At 65.4% G+C, this 17,927-nt stretch carries 14 protein-coding genes and 1 pseudogene; 7 read left to right on the plus strand and 8 right to left on the minus strand.

Annotated elements, in window-relative coordinates:
- Positions 1 to 102: 102 nt before the first annotated feature.
- Positions 103 to 615: an ankyrin repeat domain-containing protein gene (locus H681_RS18245; RefSeq protein WP_041712137.1), complete on the plus strand. Its 513-nt coding sequence runs from the start codon at positions 103 to 105 to the stop codon at positions 613 to 615.
- Between the two features lie 5 nt (positions 616 to 620).
- Here H681_RS18245 and H681_RS18250 read toward each other — a convergent pair whose 3' ends face one another.
- A complete protein-coding gene (locus H681_RS18250; RefSeq protein WP_015478355.1) occupies positions 621 to 1,685 on the minus strand; it encodes a GGDEF domain-containing protein in 1,065 nt (354 codons plus the stop codon).
- Positions 1,686 to 1,889: 204 nt separating this feature from the next.
- Between H681_RS18250 and H681_RS18255 the strand changes: the two genes are divergently transcribed.
- Positions 1,890 to 2,312, plus strand: coding sequence for a hypothetical protein (locus H681_RS18255; RefSeq protein WP_015478356.1), 423 nt, complete (start codon positions 1,890 to 1,892; stop codon positions 2,310 to 2,312).
- Positions 2,313 to 2,338: 26 nt separating this feature from the next.
- On the opposite strand, the gene H681_RS18260 is transcribed toward H681_RS18255, so the two are convergent.
- Positions 2,339 to 2,776 carry an HIT family protein gene (locus H681_RS18260; protein ID WP_015478357.1) on the minus strand — a complete coding sequence of 146 codons (438 nt, stop codon included), beginning with the start codon at positions 2,774 to 2,776 and terminating at the stop codon, positions 2,339 to 2,341.
- A gap of 132 nt (positions 2,777 to 2,908) precedes the next feature.
- On the opposite strand from H681_RS18260, the gene H681_RS18265 reads away from it, so the two are divergent.
- Positions 2,909 to 3,613 carry a glutathione binding-like protein gene (locus H681_RS18265; RefSeq protein WP_015478358.1) on the plus strand — a complete coding sequence of 235 codons (705 nt, stop codon included), beginning with the start codon at positions 2,909 to 2,911 and terminating at the stop codon, positions 3,611 to 3,613.
- Between the two features lie 107 nt (positions 3,614 to 3,720).
- Here the strand turns inward: H681_RS18265 and hrpA are convergent, their stop codons facing one another.
- The 4 genes and pseudogenes from hrpA to fadD1 form a co-directional block, all read right to left on the minus strand.
- Positions 3,721 to 7,776: an ATP-dependent RNA helicase HrpA gene (gene hrpA / locus H681_RS18270; protein WP_015478359.1), complete on the minus strand. Its 4,056-nt coding sequence runs from the start codon at positions 7,774 to 7,776 to the stop codon at positions 3,721 to 3,723.
- 163 nt (positions 7,777 to 7,939) lie between these two features.
- Complete coding sequence (locus H681_RS27265) at positions 7,940 to 8,695, minus strand: methyl-accepting chemotaxis protein (RefSeq protein ID WP_371318953.1); 756 nt, start codon at positions 8,693 to 8,695, stop codon at positions 7,940 to 7,942.
- 150 nt (positions 8,696 to 8,845) lie between these two features.
- Positions 8,846 to 9,670 (minus strand): annotated as a pseudogene (locus H681_RS27270) (cache domain-containing protein); the annotation flags it as partial.
- A gap of 39 nt (positions 9,671 to 9,709) precedes the next feature.
- Positions 9,710 to 11,395, minus strand: coding sequence for a long-chain-fatty-acid--CoA ligase FadD1 (fadD1, locus tag H681_RS18280; protein WP_015478361.1), 1,686 nt, complete (start codon positions 11,393 to 11,395; stop codon positions 9,710 to 9,712).
- Positions 11,396 to 11,929: 534 nt separating this feature from the next.
- Between fadD1 and H681_RS18285 the strand changes: the two genes are divergently transcribed.
- The gene (locus H681_RS18285) at positions 11,930 to 12,166 is read left to right on the plus strand and encodes a YdcH family protein (RefSeq protein ID WP_041712686.1); all 237 of its coding nucleotides are present in this window, start codon (positions 11,930 to 11,932) and stop codon (positions 12,164 to 12,166) included.
- A gap of 74 nt (positions 12,167 to 12,240) precedes the next feature.
- Here H681_RS18285 and fadD2 read toward each other — a convergent pair whose 3' ends face one another.
- Positions 12,241 to 13,929 (minus strand): long-chain-fatty-acid--CoA ligase FadD2, encoded by a 1,689-nt coding sequence (fadD2, locus tag H681_RS18290; protein WP_015478363.1) that lies wholly within the window; start codon positions 13,927 to 13,929, stop codon positions 12,241 to 12,243.
- Positions 13,930 to 14,267: 338 nt separating this feature from the next.
- Between fadD2 and H681_RS18295 the strand changes: the two genes are divergently transcribed.
- The 3 genes from H681_RS18295 (at position 14,268) to H681_RS18305 (ending at position 17,076) form a co-directional block, all read left to right on the plus strand.
- The gene (locus H681_RS18295; RefSeq protein ID WP_015478364.1) at positions 14,268 to 15,221 is read left to right on the plus strand and encodes an alpha/beta hydrolase; all 954 of its coding nucleotides are present in this window, start codon (positions 14,268 to 14,270) and stop codon (positions 15,219 to 15,221) included.
- A complete protein-coding gene (locus H681_RS18300) occupies positions 15,218 to 15,688 on the plus strand; it encodes a MaoC family dehydratase (protein WP_015478365.1) in 471 nt (156 codons plus the stop codon). The genes H681_RS18295 and H681_RS18300 overlap by 4 nt, the downstream gene beginning before the upstream one ends.
- A 209-nt stretch (positions 15,689 to 15,897) precedes the next feature.
- Positions 15,898 to 17,076: an MFS transporter gene (locus H681_RS18305; protein WP_015478366.1), complete on the plus strand. Its 1,179-nt coding sequence runs from the start codon at positions 15,898 to 15,900 to the stop codon at positions 17,074 to 17,076.
- On the opposite strand, the gene H681_RS18310 is transcribed toward H681_RS18305, so the two are convergent.
- The gene (locus tag H681_RS18310; protein WP_015478367.1) at positions 17,057 to 17,914 is read right to left on the minus strand and encodes an efflux RND transporter periplasmic adaptor subunit; all 858 of its coding nucleotides are present in this window, start codon (positions 17,912 to 17,914) and stop codon (positions 17,057 to 17,059) included. The genes H681_RS18305 and H681_RS18310 overlap by 20 nt on opposite strands.
- Positions 17,915 to 17,927 lie beyond the last annotated feature (13 nt).

Consider the following 17,927-nt stretch of genomic DNA (forward strand, 5'->3'; position numbering starts at 1 on the left):
TCAATCGATTGAAATTCTGCAAGGGCACCATAGCAACCGCTGGCGCGCCGGAATCGGTGGCGCCCCGTATGCTTCGGCTTATTGCCCAGGAAGACTGACAGGATGAGTGACATGCCCCGCCCGGAAATGGACGAACAGACACTGGAATTTGCCAATCAGGTGATCGACCTGGCCCGCCAGGGCGATACCGAGCGCCTCGCCGAGCTGCTGCGCCAGGGGCTGCCGGCCAATCTGCGCAATCACAAGGGCGACAGCCTGCTAATGCTGGCCAGCTACTACGGCCACCACGATACGGTGCAGGTGCTGTTGAACCACGGCGCCGATCCGGACCTGCGCAACAACGCCGGACAGACACCGCTGGCCGGTGCGGCCTTCAAGGGCGATCTGCGGATGGTCCGCCTGCTGCTGGCACACGGCGCCGACGTCGAGGGTGCTTCAGCCGATGGCAAGACCGCCCTGATGATGGCGGCGATGTTCAATCGCCCGGAAATCGTCCGCTGCCTGCTGGAGCACGGTGCCAACCGCGTGGCACAGGACGCCAGCGGCCTGACGCCCCTGGCCGCCGCGCGGATGATGAACGCCGCCGACACCCTCGCCCTGCTCGACGCCACCTGAGCCGCTCAGACCGGGTCGCTGCAGACCAGCCGATCCCGTCCTTCCGCCTTGCCCCGGTACAGGCGGCGATCGGTGCAGCGGTAGAGCTCGTCGGCGTCCAGGCCGTCGGAGGGCCATTCGGCCAGGCCGAAGGTGGCCGACAGGGGAATCCGCTGGCCGGAGTACTCCAGCGGTAACCGCGACACTTCCTTACGCAGCGACTCCACCAGCGGTTGGGCGTCGTAGCGGTCGGTGTACGGCAGCAGGATGCCGAACTCCTCCCCGCCCAGGCGACCGATCAGGTCGGTGGCGCGCAAGCGGTGGCGCAGGGATTTGCACAGGTGCTGCAGGGCCTTGTCACCGGCGTCGTGCCCCCACTGGTCGTTGATCAGCTTGAAATGGTCGACGTCCAGCACCACCAGCACCAGGCGCGCGTCGTAGCGAGCCGATTCCTGGATACAGCGCTGCAACGCACGCTGGAAGCTCTCGCGACTGGCCACTCCGGTCAGGGTGTCGGTGAGCGCGAGGCGACGCAGTTGCCTGTAGGCGTCGGCACGCCGCCCCTCGTAGACGTGCATGAAGGCGAGCACCAGCACGCCGCAGAAGATGCCATTGCCGATGTCGATCAGGCCTGGCGCATCCAGGCGCAGGTGGTTCATGTACAGGTACATCAGGGTCGCCAGCAGCATGAACGGCACGGCCAGCAGGAAGCCGCGCAGCTTGCCCAGCAGCAGGTAGGCCATGACTGGCATCAGGTAGACCCAGACAAAGGCCGTGGCCGACGCGTTGGGCATGACGATGATATAGAGGATGAAACAGAAGGTTGGCAGCAGGTAGGCGATGATCCAGGGCACCAGGCGGCGTACCCGCTTGAGACGGTGCGCGGCCCACAGCAGCATGCCGCAGGCGACGGCCTCGGCGACGGCCAGCCAGTAGTTGCCGGCCAGGCTCTGCAGAATGCCGAATACCCCCAGGGTCGCCCCGGTGCAGGCAAAGATCAGCCGCATCAGCAGACGGTGATCCGCCTCTTCCAGCCCTGTCGGCCCGGTGCTGGGCTCGTACAATTGTTCGGGATCGCTGTTGCGCTGCATCAGCCTGGCTCCTTGGCTCGGCCGTCAGCGGGTCGGCCGTCGTGGCGAAATCCAATCGTTCTGCCAGTTCCCGCCTCAGAAGACTACTCCAATTTCCTACACTTCGTAGCCATCCGACCGAATCATTCGGGGCACGCGGGTCGATTCGCGGCAGGATCGGTCCGTCTGGACTAGCCTTCGCTGCATCATCCGTGGAGGAAGTCTATGCGTTCGATCCTTGCTGTCCTGCCGTTGCTGGTGCTGTCCGGTTGTGCCTCGTACCAGAGCGATGAGATCCATCCCGTTCCCGCCGACCGGCTGCTGGCCTACCAGCAACCGGGCAAGGACAGCGTGGAACTGGAAGTAACGCGTGATGCGGGTTACCTGGGCGGCGGCTGCTATGTCGCCGTCACCATCGACCGCGAGGTGGCGGCGCGCATCGGCACGGGCGAATCGGCCAGCTTCCACGTACCGGCAGGCCAGCACGTGGTCGGCATCATCGGCGACAAGGATGGCGACGGCCTGTGCAGCAAGGCCATGTTGCGCCGCGAGTTGCTGGTGTCGCTGGAGCCTGGCAACGACAACCGCTTCCGCATCAACAGCGACAACCGCACGGGCTTCGACATCAAGCCGGTGGTCACCCGCTGAGCGAACCCCGACCGCCCAGGCGCGCTTCAGCCATTCAAACGCGCAACGAGGCGCGCCTGCAGCTTCTCCAGCTCACCCACGTCGGCCTTGTTCGCCGCGTGGATGCCCAGGCCCTCGCCGGCATAGCGCGGAACGATGTGCATATGGATATGGAATACCGTCTGCCCGGCCGGCGCACCATTGAACTGGGCGACCTGCACACCGTCGGGGTTGAGCTCTTCCACCAGTACGCCGGTCAGGCGCTGCACCACGCGCATCACCTTGTCCAGCGCATCGGGATCGACCTCCAGGATATTGCGCGCGGCGCTGCGCTTGGGGATCACCAGCGTGTGGCCGTAGGACTGCGGGAAGAGATCGAGGAAGGCCAGGACGTCGTCGTCCTCGTACAGCTTGTAGCAAGGCGCATCGCCTCGAATGATCTGGGCGAAGATGTTCTGTGGATCGTAGGTGCCGTGCAGGCTCATGGTCGGTTCCTTGTGCATGACTCTGGTGCCGCACCATACCGGTTTGTTGCGCCCGGGTCATGACCGGCGGCGCGTGGAGGGCTATCCTGAGGCCTTTCGCTGCTTTTCTTCAGTGACCTGACCGGAGTATGCATGTCAGACCTTTCCGCGTTCCCCATCACCCGCAAATGGCCCGCCGAACACCCTGACCGCCTGCAGCTGTACTCGCTGCCCACGCCCAACGGCGTGAAGGTATCGATCATGCTGGAAGAGCTTGGCCTGCCCTACGAGCCGCACCTGGTCAGCTTCGAGCGCAACGACCAGATGTCCCCGGAATTTCTCTCGCTGAACCCGAACAACAAGATCCCGGCGATCCTCGATCCCAACGGTCCCGACGGCAAGCCGCTGGCGCTGTTCGAGTCCGGCGCGATCCTGGTCTACCTCGCCGACAAGACCGACTCGCTCATCGCCCCCGGCGCCAGCGGCCGCTACGAAACCCTGCAGTGGCTGATGTTCCAGATGGGCGGAATCGGCCCGATGTTCGGCCAGATCGGCTTCTTCAACAAGTTCGCCGGCAAGGACTACGAGGACAAGCGCCCGCTGCAGCGCTACGTGGACGAGGCCAAGCGCCTGCTGGGCGTGCTCGACCAGCGCCTGCAAGGCCGCGACTGGATCATGGGCGAGCACTACACCATCGCCGACATCGCCACCTTCCCGTGGATTCGCAACCTGGTCGGTTTTTATGAGGCGGGCGAACTGGTGGGCTTCGACAACTTCCAGAACGTGAAGCGCGTGCTGGAGCGCTTCCTCGCGCGGCCGGCGGTACAGCGTGGGCTGAATATTCCCAAGCGCGACTGACTGCGGCATAGACCTGTAGGAGCGAGCTTGCTCGCGAACGAATTCTCCGGCAGCTCAGACGCTGGGCGGGTTCGCGAGCAAGCTCGCTCCTACGAAGAGTCTGAACCTCAGGCCTCGACCTGGCTCCACTGCTTCGACAGGCGCTTGTCCGACACCGGCACCTTCGTCCCCAGTTGCTGGGCGAACAGCGAGACGCGGTATTCCTCCAGCATCCAGCGGTACATCACCAGTTCCGGGTCGCGCTTGCCTTCCTGGGCGTGCTTGGCCAGGCGCGCCGCATACTGTTCCCAGTAGCCGGCCATCTCGCCGCTCCAGACACGGTCGCGCTGGACCTGGCCGGCGACCTTGTCCAGGCGCTGCTCGACCGCCTTCAGGTAGCGCGGGTATTCCTTCAGCCATTCCAGCGGCGTGTCACGGACGAAGCCGGGGTAGACCAGCTTGGCCAGTTGCCCCTTCACGTCGTTGAGCGGCACGGTCATGGCCAGGTCGACCTTGCCCTTGAAGCGCTTCTGCAGGCCGTGCCAGAGCTTGAGGATTTCCAGGGTCAGGCGGGCGATGCGCTCGGCGTGCTCGGTCCATGCGCCGCGCTTCTTCTCGGCCAGTGAGGCGAGCCCGGCGCCATCGCGCGGCAGGCTGCTTTCACCGTCGAGAATGGCGCTGTCCAGGCTGGCCAGCAGGATGTCCTCCACCAGCGACTCGACCCGGCCCAGCTCGCGGTAGAGCAGGCCCATGTCGGTCTGCCCTGGCAGCTTGCCGCGCAGGAACTTGGCCGGCTCGGCCAACTGTTGCAGCAGCAGGCGCTGCAGGGCGCGGCGGTGCTGGTAGTCGGCCTCGGCCTGGGTCGGGAAGCGGTTTTCCTTCACCACGCCGGCCTCTTCCACCAGCGCCGGGTAGACCGTCATCGACAGCCCGGCGACCTTCTGCTGAACCCTCTCCGCCACTTCGCCAAAGCCCTTGGCTTCCACCGCTTTCTGCGGCTTGTCCGCCTGCGGGATCGCCAGCGCAGCCTGGCTGGCTTCGGCGAAGCGTGCGGTGAGCTCGGCCAGATCACGGCCTTCGCCGAGGAACTTGCCACGGGCGTCGACCACCTCGATGTTCATCCGCAGGTGGCTTTCCACCTGGGTTTCGGCCTCCGCCCAGGCCTCTTCGGGCACGCGGCTGCCAGTCATGCGCTGCAGCTCGCGGCCGAGGGATTCGGACAGCGCGCCTTCGGCGAAGACCATCTTGCCCAGTGCGGCGCGGACGAAGTCCGGCACCGGCACGAAGTTCTTGCGGATGGCCTTGGGCAGGCTGCGCACCAGCTCGATGCACTTGGCCTCCAGCAGGCCTGGCACCAGCCACTCCAGGCGTTCGGCGGGCAGCTGCGGCAGCAGCGGCGCCGGTACGCGCACGGTCACGCCATCACGCACGTGGCCGGGCTCGAAGTGATAGGTGAGCGGCAGTTGCAGGTCACCCAGGCGCAGGCGGTCCGGGTAGAGGCCGGCAGTGACTTCGCTGGCGTCACGGGCGAGGACGTCCTCCTCGCGCATGATCAGCAGGTCCGGCTGCTGCTTGTGCTCGCGCTCGTACCACTTCTCGAAGCTGGCGGACTGGTAGATGTCCGCCGGCAGGCGCTCGTCGTAGTAGGCGAAGAGGGTTTCCTCGTCGGCGAGGATGTCGCGCCGGCGCGCCTTGGCTTCCAGCTCGTCGAGCTTCTCCAGCAACTGGCGGTTGGCCGACAGGCACTTGGCGCGGCTGTTGATCTCGCCACGCACCAGCGCCTCGCGGATGAACATCTCGCGGGATACCGGCGCATCGATGGGGCCGTAGTGCACGGGGCGGCGGCCGATGATGATCAGGCCGTAGAGCGTGACCTGCTCGTAGGCCACCACCTGGCCCCGGCGTTTTTCCCAGTGCGGCTCCAGGTAGTTCTTCTTCACCAGGTGCCCGGCCAGCGGCTCCAGCCAGTCCGGCTCGATCTTGGCGACCATGCGGGCGAACAGCTTGGTGGTCTCCACCAACTCGGCGGCCATGATCCACTGCGGCTTCTTGCGGCCGATCACGCTGGAAGGGTGAATCCAGAAACGCCGCTGGCGCGCGCCGAGGTAGTCGCCCTCCTCCGCCTTCTGGCCGATCTGGCTCAGCAGGCCGGAGAGGATTGCCTTGTGCACGGCGGCGTAGTCGATGTCGCGCTGCTTCGCATCCGGCTCGCCACCTTTGTAGGAGCGAGCTTGCTCGCGAACGCTCTTCGAGTCCTTGCCGGCGGCTTTGTTGTCCTGGGGTTTCGCGGTGTGGGGCTGTTCGCGAGCAAGCTCGCTCCTACCAGAAGCCTTGGAGCCGAAGGGCAGCTGCAATTCACGGCAGATCAGCGTCAGCTGGCGGTGCGCATCACGCCACTCGCGCAGACGCAGATAGTTCAGGAAGTTCTTCCGGCACCAATTGCGCAGCGGGTTGGAACCCAGCGCCTGGCGCTGCTCCTCGAAGCCGCGCCAGAGGTTAATCAGTGCGGCGAAGTCCGAATCCGGGTCCTTCCACTGAGCGTGGGCCTGGTCGGCGGCCTGCTGGCGATCCATCGGCCGCTCGCGCGGGTCCTGCACGGACAGTGCGCTGGCCACGGTGAGCACTTCCGGCAGGCTGCCCAGTTGCGCCGCTTCCAGCAGCATGCGGCCCAGCCGCGGGTCGATGGGCAGGCGCGCCAGCTGGCGGCCCAGCGGCGTCAGCTGGCCCTCGCGGTTCACCGCCGAGAGTTCCTGCAGCAGGGTGAAACCGTCATTGATCGCCTTGCCGTCCGGCGGCTCGATGAAGGGGAAGGCCTCGATGTCGCCCAGGCGCAGGTGCAGCATCTGCAGGATCACCGCCGCCAGGTTGGTGCGCAGGATCTCCGGATCGGTGAAGGCCGGACGGCCGTTGAAGTCTTCCTCGCTGTACAGACGCACGCAGATGCCAGGCTCGACCCGTCCGCAACGGCCCTTGCGCTGGTTGGCGCTGGCTTGCGAGACGGCCTCGATGGGCAGGCGCTGGACCTTGGCGCGGTAGCTGTAGCGGCTGATCCGCGCGGTGCCGCTGTCGATCACGTAGCGGATGCCCGGTACGGTCAGCGAGGTTTCCGCGACGTTGGTGGCGAGCACGATCTTGCGCCCCGGCATGGGCGCGAAGATTTTCTGCTGTTCGGCCGGCGTCAGCCGCGCATACAGCGGCAGCACCTCCGTGTGACGCAGGTTGGCCTTGCGCAGCATGTCGGCGGCATCACGGATTTCGCGCTCACCAGGGAGGAACACCAGCACGTCGCCGGGGCGCTTGCCGATTTCGCGCTCGTGGGCGGCGATCTCGTCCAGCGCGCGGAGGATGCCCTGGTCCACGGAGAGGTCGTCGAACAGCGCTTCGCCATCCTCGTCCACTTCCGCCGCCAGCGGGCGGTACCAGGTTTCCACCGGGTAGGTGCGCCCCGAGACCTCGACGATGGGCGCATCGCCAAAGTGTTTGGAGAAGCGTTCCAGGTCGATGGTCGCCGAAGTGATGATCAGCTTCAGGTCCGGCCGGCGGTGCAGCAGGGTCTTCAGGAAGCCGAGCAGGAAGTCGATGTTCAGGCTGCGTTCGTGGGCTTCGTCGACGATGATCGTGTCGTAGCGCTCGAGGTAACGGTCATGCTGGGTCTCGGCCAGCAGGATGCCGTCGGTCATCAGCTTGATCAGCGTGCTGTCGTCGCTCTGGTCCTCGAAACGCACCTGGTAGCCGACCAGTGAACCCAGCGGCGTGCCGATCTCCTCGGCGACGCGGGTGGCCACGCTGCGCGCGGCCAAGCGGCGCGGCTGGGTGTGGCCGATCAGGCCGTGGGTGCCACGGCCCAGCTCCAGGCAGATCTTCGGCAGCTGGGTGGTCTTGCCCGAACCGGTCTCGCCGGCGATCACCACCACCTGGCTCTTCATCAGCGCGGCCTTGATCTCGTCGCGCTTGGCGGCAATCGGCAGGCTGTCGTCGTAACGGATCGACGGGATGCTCGCGCGGCGCGCCTCGGCCTTGGCGCAGGAGGCTTGGAAGCGCTCGGCCCACTGGACGAGCTTGGCTTCGTCGGGGTGCTTGCGCAGTTCATGGAGCTGCCGGCGCAGGCGGTGGCGGTCGCGGATCATCGCGTGATCCATGCGCTGCAGGAGCTGTTCGGGGGTCGGCGTACTGTCTGTGGTCATCGGCTTCGCGGGCATCAGGCGGGAGCGGCGCGAGCTGGTGCGGAGCCGGTCCCTGGAGTGAGCTGTCGTGGCGACAATTCGTGAATTGTCGCAAAAGACCGGCACGGGCCGCCATGCCGAATGCTTGGCGGCCCGGATTGGCGGGGCATTGCGCCCCGCCGGTTCAGATGCGGAACTGGCCGACCAGCTGGCGCAAGCGCTCTCCCAGTCCGTTCAGTTCGGTCGCGGTGCGTGCGCCCTTGGCGGCGTCATCCGCCACGCTTTCCACGCCACCGGCGATCTGGTGCACGCTGCGGTTGATCTCCTCGGCGACGGCGGTCTGCTCCTCGGCGGCGCTGGCGATCTGCGCGTTCATCGAGTTGATGGTGCCGATCAGCTGGGCGATGGCGTCCAGCGACTGGCCGGCCTGGTTGGCCTGGCCGCGGGTGCGTTCGGCCATGTCGCTGGCGCGCTGCATGGCGCTTACCGAGCCTTCCGTGGTACCGCGCAGACGGTCGATCATCTGCTGGATTTCCCCGGTGCTTTGCTGGGTGCGGCTGGCCAGGGCGCGGACTTCGTCGGCGACCACGGCGAAGCCTCGCCCGGCCTCACCGGCGCGGGCCGCTTCGATGGCGGCGTTGAGCGCCAGCAGGTTGGTCTGCTCGGCGATGGAGCGGATCACCTCGAGCACGCCGACGATGCCCTGCACGTCCTGGCGCAGGGTGTCGAGGGAGTCGCTGCTGCTGCGCACCTCGCCCACGAGGTCGTTGATCTGCGAGACGCACAGGTCCACTTCGCGCTTGGCCGCCTGCCCCTCGCGGTCGGTCTGCTGCGCCGCGTCGGCCGCCTGTTGCGCGCTGCGCGCCACTTCCTGCGCAGCGGCGGTCATTTCGTTGATGGCGGTGGCGACCTGGTCGGTCTCGTGGCGCTGGCCGTCCATCGCCCGCTCGGAGCGCTGCGCCTGCTGCGCCACGTCGCCGACCAGCCCGGACAGTTGGTGGGTAGTGCCGGCCACTTGCTGCACCAGCACGTGGATCTTTTCGACGAAGCGATTGAACGAGCCGGCCAGTTCGCCCAGTTCGTCGCTGCGGCCCAGGTTCAGACGATGGGTCAGGTTTCCATCGCCGGCGGCCATGTCGTCGAGGTTGTCGCGCACCTGCACGATGGGCTGGACGATGGTGCGGCTGAACAGCCCGGCAAGCAGGCCGATCACCAGCAGCAGCGCCAGCGCCGAGCCGCCCATCAACAGCAGCAGGTTGTCGATCTTGGCGTCGAAGGCAGCGCCGGCTTCCTGAGCCTCCCGCTCGACGTCATCGAGATTCAGCGAGGTACCGAACACCAGGTTCCACTTGGGCAGGAAATGCGCATAGCCGATCTTCGGCACGATGGCATTGCCGCCCGGCAGGGTGAAGCTGTAGCGCACATAGTGCTGGCCACTCTGGCCCGCCGCTACCAACTCGCGGATGGCATAGACGCCATTGGGGTCGCGATAGCCGCTGAAGTCCTCGCCCAGGCGCTCGTCGCTGGTGCCCTGGAAGACCCGTACGGAGCGTGTGTCATAGCCCCAGAAATAACCACCCTTGCCGTATTCGAGGCGCTTGAGGATCGCGATGCCCTGTTCGCGGGCCTGGGCATCCCCCTGGGCGGCAGCCTGGTAGATCGGGCCAACGGCAGCCAGGGCCACATCGACGAAGTTCCTCAACTGCGCCTCGCGGTCATGCGTGAGGTTCTCGCGGATCTGCGCCTCCTGCTGGGTCGACAATTGCATGAGGGCAACGGTGGCGATGGCACACAACAGAACGGTGAGGAGCAGGATCGGGGCGATGGCCAGGAGCAGTACCTTGGCGCGCAGTCGAAGGACGGTATTCACGGCATGGACCTCAGGCAGATAAGGGACCCGCTTCCGTGCAGGCATCAAAAAACCCGCCTCGCGGCGGGTTCCTTGTTTATCGGCTCAGGCCCTGATCTTCTTGAGCTCTTCGTCGCGCAATTCTCGGCGCAGGATCTTGCCGACGTTGGTGGTCGGCAGGCTGTCGCGGAACTCCACGGCCTTGGGCCGCTTGTAGCCGGTGAGGTTGTCGTGCATGTGCTGCATGACTTGCTCCTTGGTCAGGGTGACGCCCGGCTTGGACACCACGAAGACCTTGATCGACTCGCCGGATTTCTCGTCCGGGATGCCAATGGCGGCGCACTGCAGCACGCCCGGCAGGGTGGCGAGCACGTCTTCCAGCTCGTTGGGGTACACGTTGAAGCCCGACACCAGGATCATGTCCTTCTTGCGGTCGACGATACGCATGTAGCCGTCTTCCTGGATGATCGCGATGTCGCCGGTGCGCAGCCAGCCGTCCTTGTCGAGGATCTCGTCGGTGGCTTCCTGGCGCTGCCAGTAGCCCTTCATCACCTGCGGGCCCTTCACGCACAGCTCGCCACGCTCGCCCAGCGGCAGCTCCTGGCCGTCATCGCTGATGACCTTGCACAGGGTCGACGGAACCGGAATGCCGATGGTGCCGATCTGGATGTTCTGGAACGGGTTCACCGAAACCACCGGGCTGGTCTCGGTCATGCCGTAGCCTTCGCAGATGGCGCAGCCGGTAACGTCTTTCCAGCGCTCGGCTGCGGCCTGTTGCAGAGCCATGCCCCCGGAGAGGGTCAGCTTCAGTGCAGAGAAGTCCAGCTTGCGGAAGCCTTCGTTGTTGCACAGGCCGACGAACAGGGTGTTCAGGCCGACGAAGCCGGTGAACTTCCACTGCGACAGCTCCTTGACCATGCTGGCCAGGTCGCGCGGGTTGGTCACCAGGATGTTGTGGTTGCCGGTGAGCATCATCGCCATGCAATGGAAGGTGAAGGCGTAGATGTGGTACAGCGGCAGCGGCGCGATGAGGATCTCGCAGCCTTCGTTGAGGTTGGCGCCCATCAGTGCCTTGCACTGCAGCATGTTGGCGACCAGGTTGCGGTGGGTCAGCATCGCACCCTTGGCCACACCCGTGGTGCCGCCGGTGTACTGCAGCACGGCCACGTCGTCGCTCTTGGGCGAGGCTTCCGCCACCGCCTTGCCACGGCCCTTGGCCAGGACGTCGGTCAGCTTCTGCGCATTGGGCAGGTTGAAGGCCGGAACCATCTTCTTGATGTTCCTGACCACGAAATTGACGATGAAGCGCTTGAGCGGCGGCAGCATGTCACCCACTTCGGTGACGATGACGTTGCGGATACCGGTCTTGGGCAGCACTTCCTCGGCCAGGTGCGCCATGTTCGCCAGGCACACCAGCGCCTTGGCGCCGGAGTCGTTGAACTGGTGCTCCATTTCCCGCGCGGTGTACAGCGGGTTGGTGTTGACCACGATGAGGCCGGCGCGCATGGCGCCAAAAACCACGACCGGGTACTGGAGCACGTTGGGCAGTTGCACGGCGATGCGATCGCCGGGCTTGAGATCGGTGTTCTGTTGCAGATAGGCCGCGAAGTCCCCGGAGAGCTTGTACATCTCGCCGTAGGTCAGGGTCTTGCCCAGGTTGCTGAAGGCGGGCTTGTTTGCAAAGCGTTGGCAGGACTCTTTCAGTACCGCGAGGATGTTCGGGTACTGGTCAGCGTTGATCTCGGCAGCGATCCCCACTGGGTATTTGTCCTTCCAGAAATTATCGGTCATGGAAGCCCACTCCTAAGCAACAGCTTATCTTTACCGCAGTGCGGTTCGTTGTTGTGTTTATGTCGCCTTCCCTTGAGGCAGGGAGCGAAAAGCGGGCCGAGATTAGCAGCTTTGAGAAAACGCGACCAGCACCAAACACGGCCTTGTCAGTCAGAAAAATGACCAAAAGCAGTCATTTCGGTCACTAACCGCCCACTCGTCGGAAAAGCCCGCCCCAGAGGGGCTACAGGCTTGTTGGATTGTCAGACAAGGCAGGTTTCAGGGAGATGAAACCGGAAAAAAGAACGGGGACTGATCGCCAGAGCGGTCCCGTCACGGAGGTGGATCGGCGGAGTCCGACCAGGCGGTTTCGCGCAGCTCCCGATGCCGATTCTGCCCACCGGGTGAAGAGCAAGGGCATTAGTCGGCGCTTGCGGGCCGGTGTACGAATCATCCGCCAGGTACTTGCGAAATCATCTTCCGGAAATGATCTACCTCAACACCGGCCAGGTGCAGATCACGCAGAGTACTTTTGCACTCGCCTGGAGAACCCTCATGTTTCCCGAATTCCGTGAAAAGATTACTCGCCTCAAAGCCGAAGACCCGCATTTCGCCAAGCTCTTCCATAGCCACAACGATCTCGATCAGGAGATCAAGAACATGGAAGCCGGCATCACCCCTGCCTCGCACGACACCATCGAGGCGCTGAAGAAACAGAAGCTGCAGCTCAAGGACGATCTCTACGAGATCCTGCGCAAGAAGAATAGCTGCTGTGGCGGCTGTGGCGGTTGACCGGCTCTGGCTGACAATCGGCAATAAAAAAGGGGGCTGATTCTGGATCAGCCCCCTTTTCGTTCACGCTCGCCTCAAGCCGTTTCGCGCAGCTCCCGACGCAGGATCTTGCCCACCGGCGTCATCGGCAGGGCGTCCTTGAGCACGATGTGCTTGGGCACCTTGTAGCCGGTGAAATTCTCCTTGCAGTAGGCCTTGAGCTCCTCCACCGTCACCCCGCCCTCGCGCGGCACGACGAACAGTTTCACCGCCTCGCCGGACTTCTCGTCCGGCACGCCGACCGCCGCGCAGTTGGCGACTTTCGGGTGGGCCATGACCACGTCCTCGATCTCGTTGGGGTAGACGTTGAAGCCGGAGACGATGATCAGGTCCTTCTTGCGGTCGACAATACGGACGAAGCCGTCCTGATCGATCACCGCGATGTCGCCGGTACGCAGCCAGCCTTCGGCGTCCAGCACCTCGGCGGTGGCTTCCGGGCGCTGCCAGTAGCCCTTCATCACCTGCGGGCCCTTCACGCACAGCTCGCCCCGCTCGCCCAGGCCGAGGTCATTGCCGTTGTCATCGATCACCTTCAGCGCGGTACCCGGCACCGGGATGCCGACGGTGCCCAGGCGCGCCTGGTCGCCGTAGGGGTTGGTGCTGACCACCGGGGAGGTTTCGGTGAGGCCGTAGCCTTCGACCACGGAACAACCGGTCATGGCCTTCCAGCGCTCGGCGGTGGCGGTGACCAGCGCGGTGCCACCGGAGTTGGTGACCTTCAGGTTGGAGAAGTCGAGTTCCTTGAACTCCGGGCGATCCATCAGGGCGACGAACAGGGTGTTCAGCCCCAGCAGCGCGGAGAAGCGCCACTTCTTCAGTTCCTTGATGAAGCCGGGGATGTCGCGCGGGTTAGTGATCAGTACGTTGTGGTTGCCGTTGACCATCATGCACATGCAGTTCGCGGTGAAGGCATAGATGTGGTACAGCGGCAGCGGCGCGATCATCACCTCGTTGCCGACCTGCATCAGTGGCTTGCCGTCCGGGCCGTGCTGCTGCAGGCAGGCGTGCACCTGCTGCATGTTCGCCACCAGGTTGCCGTGGGTGAGCATGGCGCCCTTGGCCACGCCGGTGGTGCCGCCGGTGTATTGCAGCACGGCGATGTCGTCGAGACCGGCCTTGACCGGCTGCAGCCCGTGGCCACGGCCCTGGCGCAGGGCGTCCTTGAAGGAGACGGCCTGGGGCAGGCTGTACTCCGGCACCATCTTCTTCACGTGCTTGACCACGGTGTTGACCAGGAGCCCCTTGAGCGGCGACAGCAGGTCGCCCATGCGCGCCTCGATCAGGTATTCGAGCCCCGTGTCGGGCAGCACTTCCTGCACCAGCTTGCCGAACAGGTTCACGTAGACCAGCGCGCGGGCGCCGGAGTCCTTGAACTGGTGGCGCATCTCGCGCGCGGTGTACAGCGGGTTGGTGTTGACCACCACCAGCCCGGCGCGCAGGGCGCCGAACACGGCGATCGGGTACTGCAGGATGTTGGGCATCTGCACGGCGATGCGGTCACCGGGCTTGAGGTCGGTGTGCTTCTGCAGGTACGCGCCGAAAGCAGCGGACAGGCGGTCCAGCTCGGCATAGGTCAGGGTCACGCCCAGGTTGCTGAACGCCGGACGGTCGGCGAACTTCTTGCAGGAGCGTTCGAACACTTCGACCACGGACTTGTAGGCCGTCAGATCAATGTCGCTGGGCACGCCGGCCGGGCGTTTGTCGTTCCAGAAATCAGGTTGCATTTATTCTTATCCTCGTACCTGAGCGAAACCAAACCGCCATTGCGGTCATTTGACGGAAGCTAACAGTTCCCCCGGTCAGCGCAAAGACTCCGGCGAGTGTCATTGACTGCATGAATCTTGCGCCACCGCCTACTGCCGCGCAGGGATACCACGGAGCACCTGACGTCGCGGGAAGCCTAGGCCAGCCGACACAATCCTTACAGAAGATGTCCACGGGCGAACCTGGGCAAAAATCGCCTGGGCAGATGCGCACGGCGCTGTACACTGCGCAGCTTCGGCGACGATCGCCGTGTCTCACCTTCGCTCGACGATAATTCGTACAACAACGGGAAGGACCCATGCCTTACGCCGCCTACTGGCTGACCGCCAGCGACGAGACACCGCTGTACACCCGCCACTGGGCACCGGAAGGTCAGTTCCGCGGGGCTCTGATGCTGTCCCACGGCATGGCCGAACATGCCGGCCGCTACGAGCGCCTGGCCCTGGCGCTGAACGCCGCCGGCTATCACCTCTACGCCATCGACCAGCGCGGCCACGGCCGCACCGCCGAGAACAGCGAACTCGGCCACTACGCCGACCGCGGCGGCTGGGGCAAGGTGATCGGCGACCTGCACACGCTGAACCAGCATGTGCGCGAGGAGCATCCGGACCTGCCCATCGTCCTGCTCGGCCACAGCATGGGCAGCTACATCGGCAGCGCCTACCTGATGCAGCACAGCGCCAGCGTGAAGGCGGCAGTGCTGTCCGGCTCCAATTACCAGCCAGTGGCGCTGTACAAGAGCGCCCGCCTGATCGCCCGCTTCGAGCGCTGGCGCCAGGGCCCGCTGGGGCGCAGCGCGCTGATCGACTTCCTCTCCTTCGGCTCGTTCAACAAAGCCTTCAAACCCAACCGTACCGCCTTCGACTGGCTCAGCCGCGATCCCGCCGAAGTCGACAAATACGTCGCCGACCCGCTCTGCGGCTTCCGCTGCAGCAATCAGCTATGGCTGGACCTGCTCGGCGGCCTGGCCGACATCACGCCGCTGGAGCACCTGTCGCGCATCCGCAGCGACCTGCCGGTACTGGTGATCGGTGGCGAGCGCGACCCGGTCAGCCAGGGCAAGCGCCTGCGCGACCTCGCCCAGGCGATGACCCGGGCCGGGGTACGCGACGTCCAACTGAAGATCTATCCCGACGCTCGTCACGAGCTGTTCAACGAGAGCAACCGCGACGAGATCACCCGCAACCTGATCGACTGGCTGGCGGCGCACTGCCCCGTCTCGCAGGTCGAGAAATCCGAGGAGCCCCTATGACCCAGGTCCAGAACGTCCCCTATGAAGAACTCGAAGTCGGCCAGAAGGCCAACTTCCGACGCAACGTCGGCGAGCGCGACATCCAGCTGTTTGCCGAGGTCTCCGGCGACCGCAACCCGGTGCACCTGGACGCCGACTACGCCGCCACCACCCAGTTCAAGGAACGCATCGCCCACGGCATGCTCACTGGCGCGCTGATCAGCGCGGCGATCGCCACCACCCTGCCCGGCCCGGGCACTATCTACCTCGGCCAGAATCTGACGTTCACCCGCCCGGTGAAGCTCGGTGACGAACTGACGGTAGAGCTGGAAGTGCTGGAAAAGCTGCCGAAGAACCGCGTACGCATCGGCACCGTGGTGCTCAACCAGGATGGCAAGGCCGTGGTCAAAGGCGAGGCCGAAGTGCTGGCACCCACCGAGAAGCTCAACATCGAACTGCCTGCCCTGCCGCCGATCACCATCGGCTGAGAATCTATTCAACGTCTGCCTGCGCTTGCTCATGCTGCGCCCGGCAAGACCTTGAACAGGTTCCGAGGTCGACTCCGGGGCTGGCCGCCGGCCCCGGAAACTTGTATACAGTTTTCACCTCAACTACCCTGCCCTGGTCATTTTTCAATCCATCTGGGATAACCGAAGGCCCTCCGCCCGAAACCCCATTACCGGGAATCGGAGCCATCATGGACCTTCGACTGCTGTTGCTGTCCATCTGCACCTTCGCCGCGGGCCTCGCCGAGGCCATCCTCACCGGCATCCTGCCGTCACTCGCCGATGACCTGGGCGTTTCCCTCAGCCTCGCCGGCCAGCTCACCAGCCTGTTCTCCCTGAGCTTCGCCATCGCCGCGCCGCTGCTCGGCTGGTTCACCCGTGGCGCCGACTGCCGCCGCCTGCTGGTGATCACCCTGCTGGTGTTCGCCGCCTTCAACGCCGGCGCGGCGCTCAGCCCCGGTTACGTCCCCCTGCTGCTGATGCGCATCGGTATGGCCGCCTGTTGCGGGCTGTTGATCATGCAGGCCAGCCTGCTGGCGGTGGAGCTGGCGCCGCCGACCCAGCGCGGGCGCGCCATCGGCCTGATCTTCATGGGTATCAGCGGCTCGCTGGTGTTCGGCGTGCCGGCCGGCGTGCTGGTGAACGAATGGTTCGGCTGGCGCTGGATCTTCGCCGCCATCGCCCTCTATTCGCTGCCGCTGGCCGCACTGCTGCGTCTCGCCCTGCCCCGCCGCGCCCTCGTCAGCCCGGCCAATGGCGCGGCGTACAAGCGCCAGCTGCGCAGCCCCTCGCTGAACCTGGCGCAACTGGTGTCGATCCTGCTGCTGGGCGGGCACTTCACCCTGTTCGCCTACATCACGCCCTGGTTCCAGCAGGTGGCCGGGATCACCGACAGCCAGCGCATCGCCCTGACCCTCTTGCTGATCGGCCTTGCGGCCATTGGCGGCGGCTACCTCGGCGGCTGGCTGAGCGACCGCCTCGGCCATCGCCGCGCCTTGATCGTGGTACCGATCCTGTTTGCCCTGGCGATGCTGGCGATCCCGCTGAGCCTCGGGTACCCCTGGATGCTGCTGGCGGCGCTGATGGTCTGGAGCACCATCAGTTGGATGATCTCGCCGGCGGTGCAGAGCTACCTGCTGGCCAGCGACCCGGCCAGCGGCAGCGCCGGGGTGGCGCTGAACACCTCGGCGATGCACCTGGGCGTAGCCCTCGGCGCTGCACTGGGCGGCGCGGTGATCAGCCTCGCGGGCATCGCCTGGACGCCCTGGCTCGGTATCGGCCTGGTGGCGCTCTCGGTGCTCTGCGCCGTGCTGTCCTGCTGGCTGCAGCGCGAGCCGGACGACGCGCCCCTCAGCGTTCCTTCACGGTGACGCTGGCGGTCATCCCGGCGCTCAGGTGCACGCCTTCGGGAACCCTGTCGAGATGGATGCGCACCGGAATGCGCTGGGCCAGGCGTACCCAGTTGAAGGTCGGCTCGACGTTGGCCAGCAACTGGCTGTCGGGAATGGCATTGCGGTCGGTGATGCCGCTGCTGATGCTTTGCACGGTGCCGTCGATGGGGGTGTCGCCGCTCATCAGCACGACCTTCGCCGGCTGGCCGACGCGGATGCCGGGTAGCTTGGTCTCCTCGAAGTAGGCGGTGACGTAGAAGGACTTCTGGTCCACCAGCGCCATCGCCGGCTGGCCGGCCTGAGCATAGTTGCCCTGGGCCAGGCGCAGGTTGGTCACCTGTCCGTCGCGCGGGGCACGCATCTCGCTGCGGGTGAGGTTCAGCTCGGCCAGGCGCACCTGGGCCAGCGCCTCGTCGTACTCGCTCTTGGCGATGGCGGCGTTGATCTGCGCGGTTTCCTTGTCTTCGGCGCTGATCGCGGCGATGCCCAGACGATTGCGCCGCGACGCTTCGCTCTGGCGCAGCAGGTACTGCTGGTGCCGGGTTTCGGCCTGTGCCTTGGCCTGCTCGAGGTTGGCGGCGTAGCGCTCGCGGTCGATGCGCATGATCAGGTCGCCGGCTTTCACCTGCTGGTTGTCCTGCACCGCAAGGTCGGTGACCCACCCGGAAACGTCCGGGGCGATCACCACCACGTCGGCGCGTACCCGCGCATCGCGGGTCCAGGGCGACAGCATGTAGTAACGCCATAGCCAGGTGCCGGCGAGCACCGCGGCAGCGACCAGAATCAGGGTGATGGCTACGCGAAGGAATCCGCGCATGCAACGTCTCCTC

Origin of the sequence: Pseudomonas sp. ATCC 13867 (assembly GCF_000349845.1) — a bacterium.
GTDB lineage: Bacteria > Pseudomonadota > Gammaproteobacteria > Pseudomonadales > Pseudomonadaceae > Pseudomonas.

Coding starts and splice junctions, on each gene's coding strand:
- H681_RS18245 (WP_041712137.1), top strand. CDS start 103: ATGAGTGACATGCCCCGCCCGGAAATGGACGAACAGACACTGGAATTT.
- H681_RS18250 (WP_015478355.1), bottom strand. CDS start 1,685: ATGCAGCGCAACAGCGATCCCGAACAATTGTACGAGCCCAGCACCGGG.
- H681_RS18255 (WP_015478356.1), top strand. CDS start 1,890: ATGCGTTCGATCCTTGCTGTCCTGCCGTTGCTGGTGCTGTCCGGTTGT.
- H681_RS18260 (WP_015478357.1), bottom strand. CDS start 2,776: ATGAGCCTGCACGGCACCTACGATCCACAGAACATCTTCGCCCAGATC.
- H681_RS18265 (WP_015478358.1), top strand. CDS start 2,909: ATGTCAGACCTTTCCGCGTTCCCCATCACCCGCAAATGGCCCGCCGAA.
- hrpA (WP_015478359.1), bottom strand. CDS start 7,776: ATGACCACAGACAGTACGCCGACCCCCGAACAGCTCCTGCAGCGCATG.
- H681_RS27265 (WP_371318953.1), bottom strand. CDS start 8,695: ATGGACGGCCAGCGCCACGAGACCGACCAGGTCGCCACCGCCATCAAC.
- fadD1 (WP_015478361.1), bottom strand. CDS start 11,395: ATGACCGATAATTTCTGGAAGGACAAATACCCAGTGGGGATCGCTGCC.
- H681_RS18285 (WP_041712686.1), top strand. CDS start 11,930: ATGTTTCCCGAATTCCGTGAAAAGATTACTCGCCTCAAAGCCGAAGAC.
- fadD2 (WP_015478363.1), bottom strand. CDS start 13,929: ATGCAACCTGATTTCTGGAACGACAAACGCCCGGCCGGCGTGCCCAGC.
- H681_RS18295 (WP_015478364.1), top strand. CDS start 14,268: ATGCCTTACGCCGCCTACTGGCTGACCGCCAGCGACGAGACACCGCTG.
- H681_RS18300 (WP_015478365.1), top strand. CDS start 15,218: ATGACCCAGGTCCAGAACGTCCCCTATGAAGAACTCGAAGTCGGCCAG.
- H681_RS18305 (WP_015478366.1), top strand. CDS start 15,898: ATGGACCTTCGACTGCTGTTGCTGTCCATCTGCACCTTCGCCGCGGGC.
- H681_RS18310 (WP_015478367.1), bottom strand. CDS start 17,914: ATGCGCGGATTCCTTCGCGTAGCCATCACCCTGATTCTGGTCGCTGCC.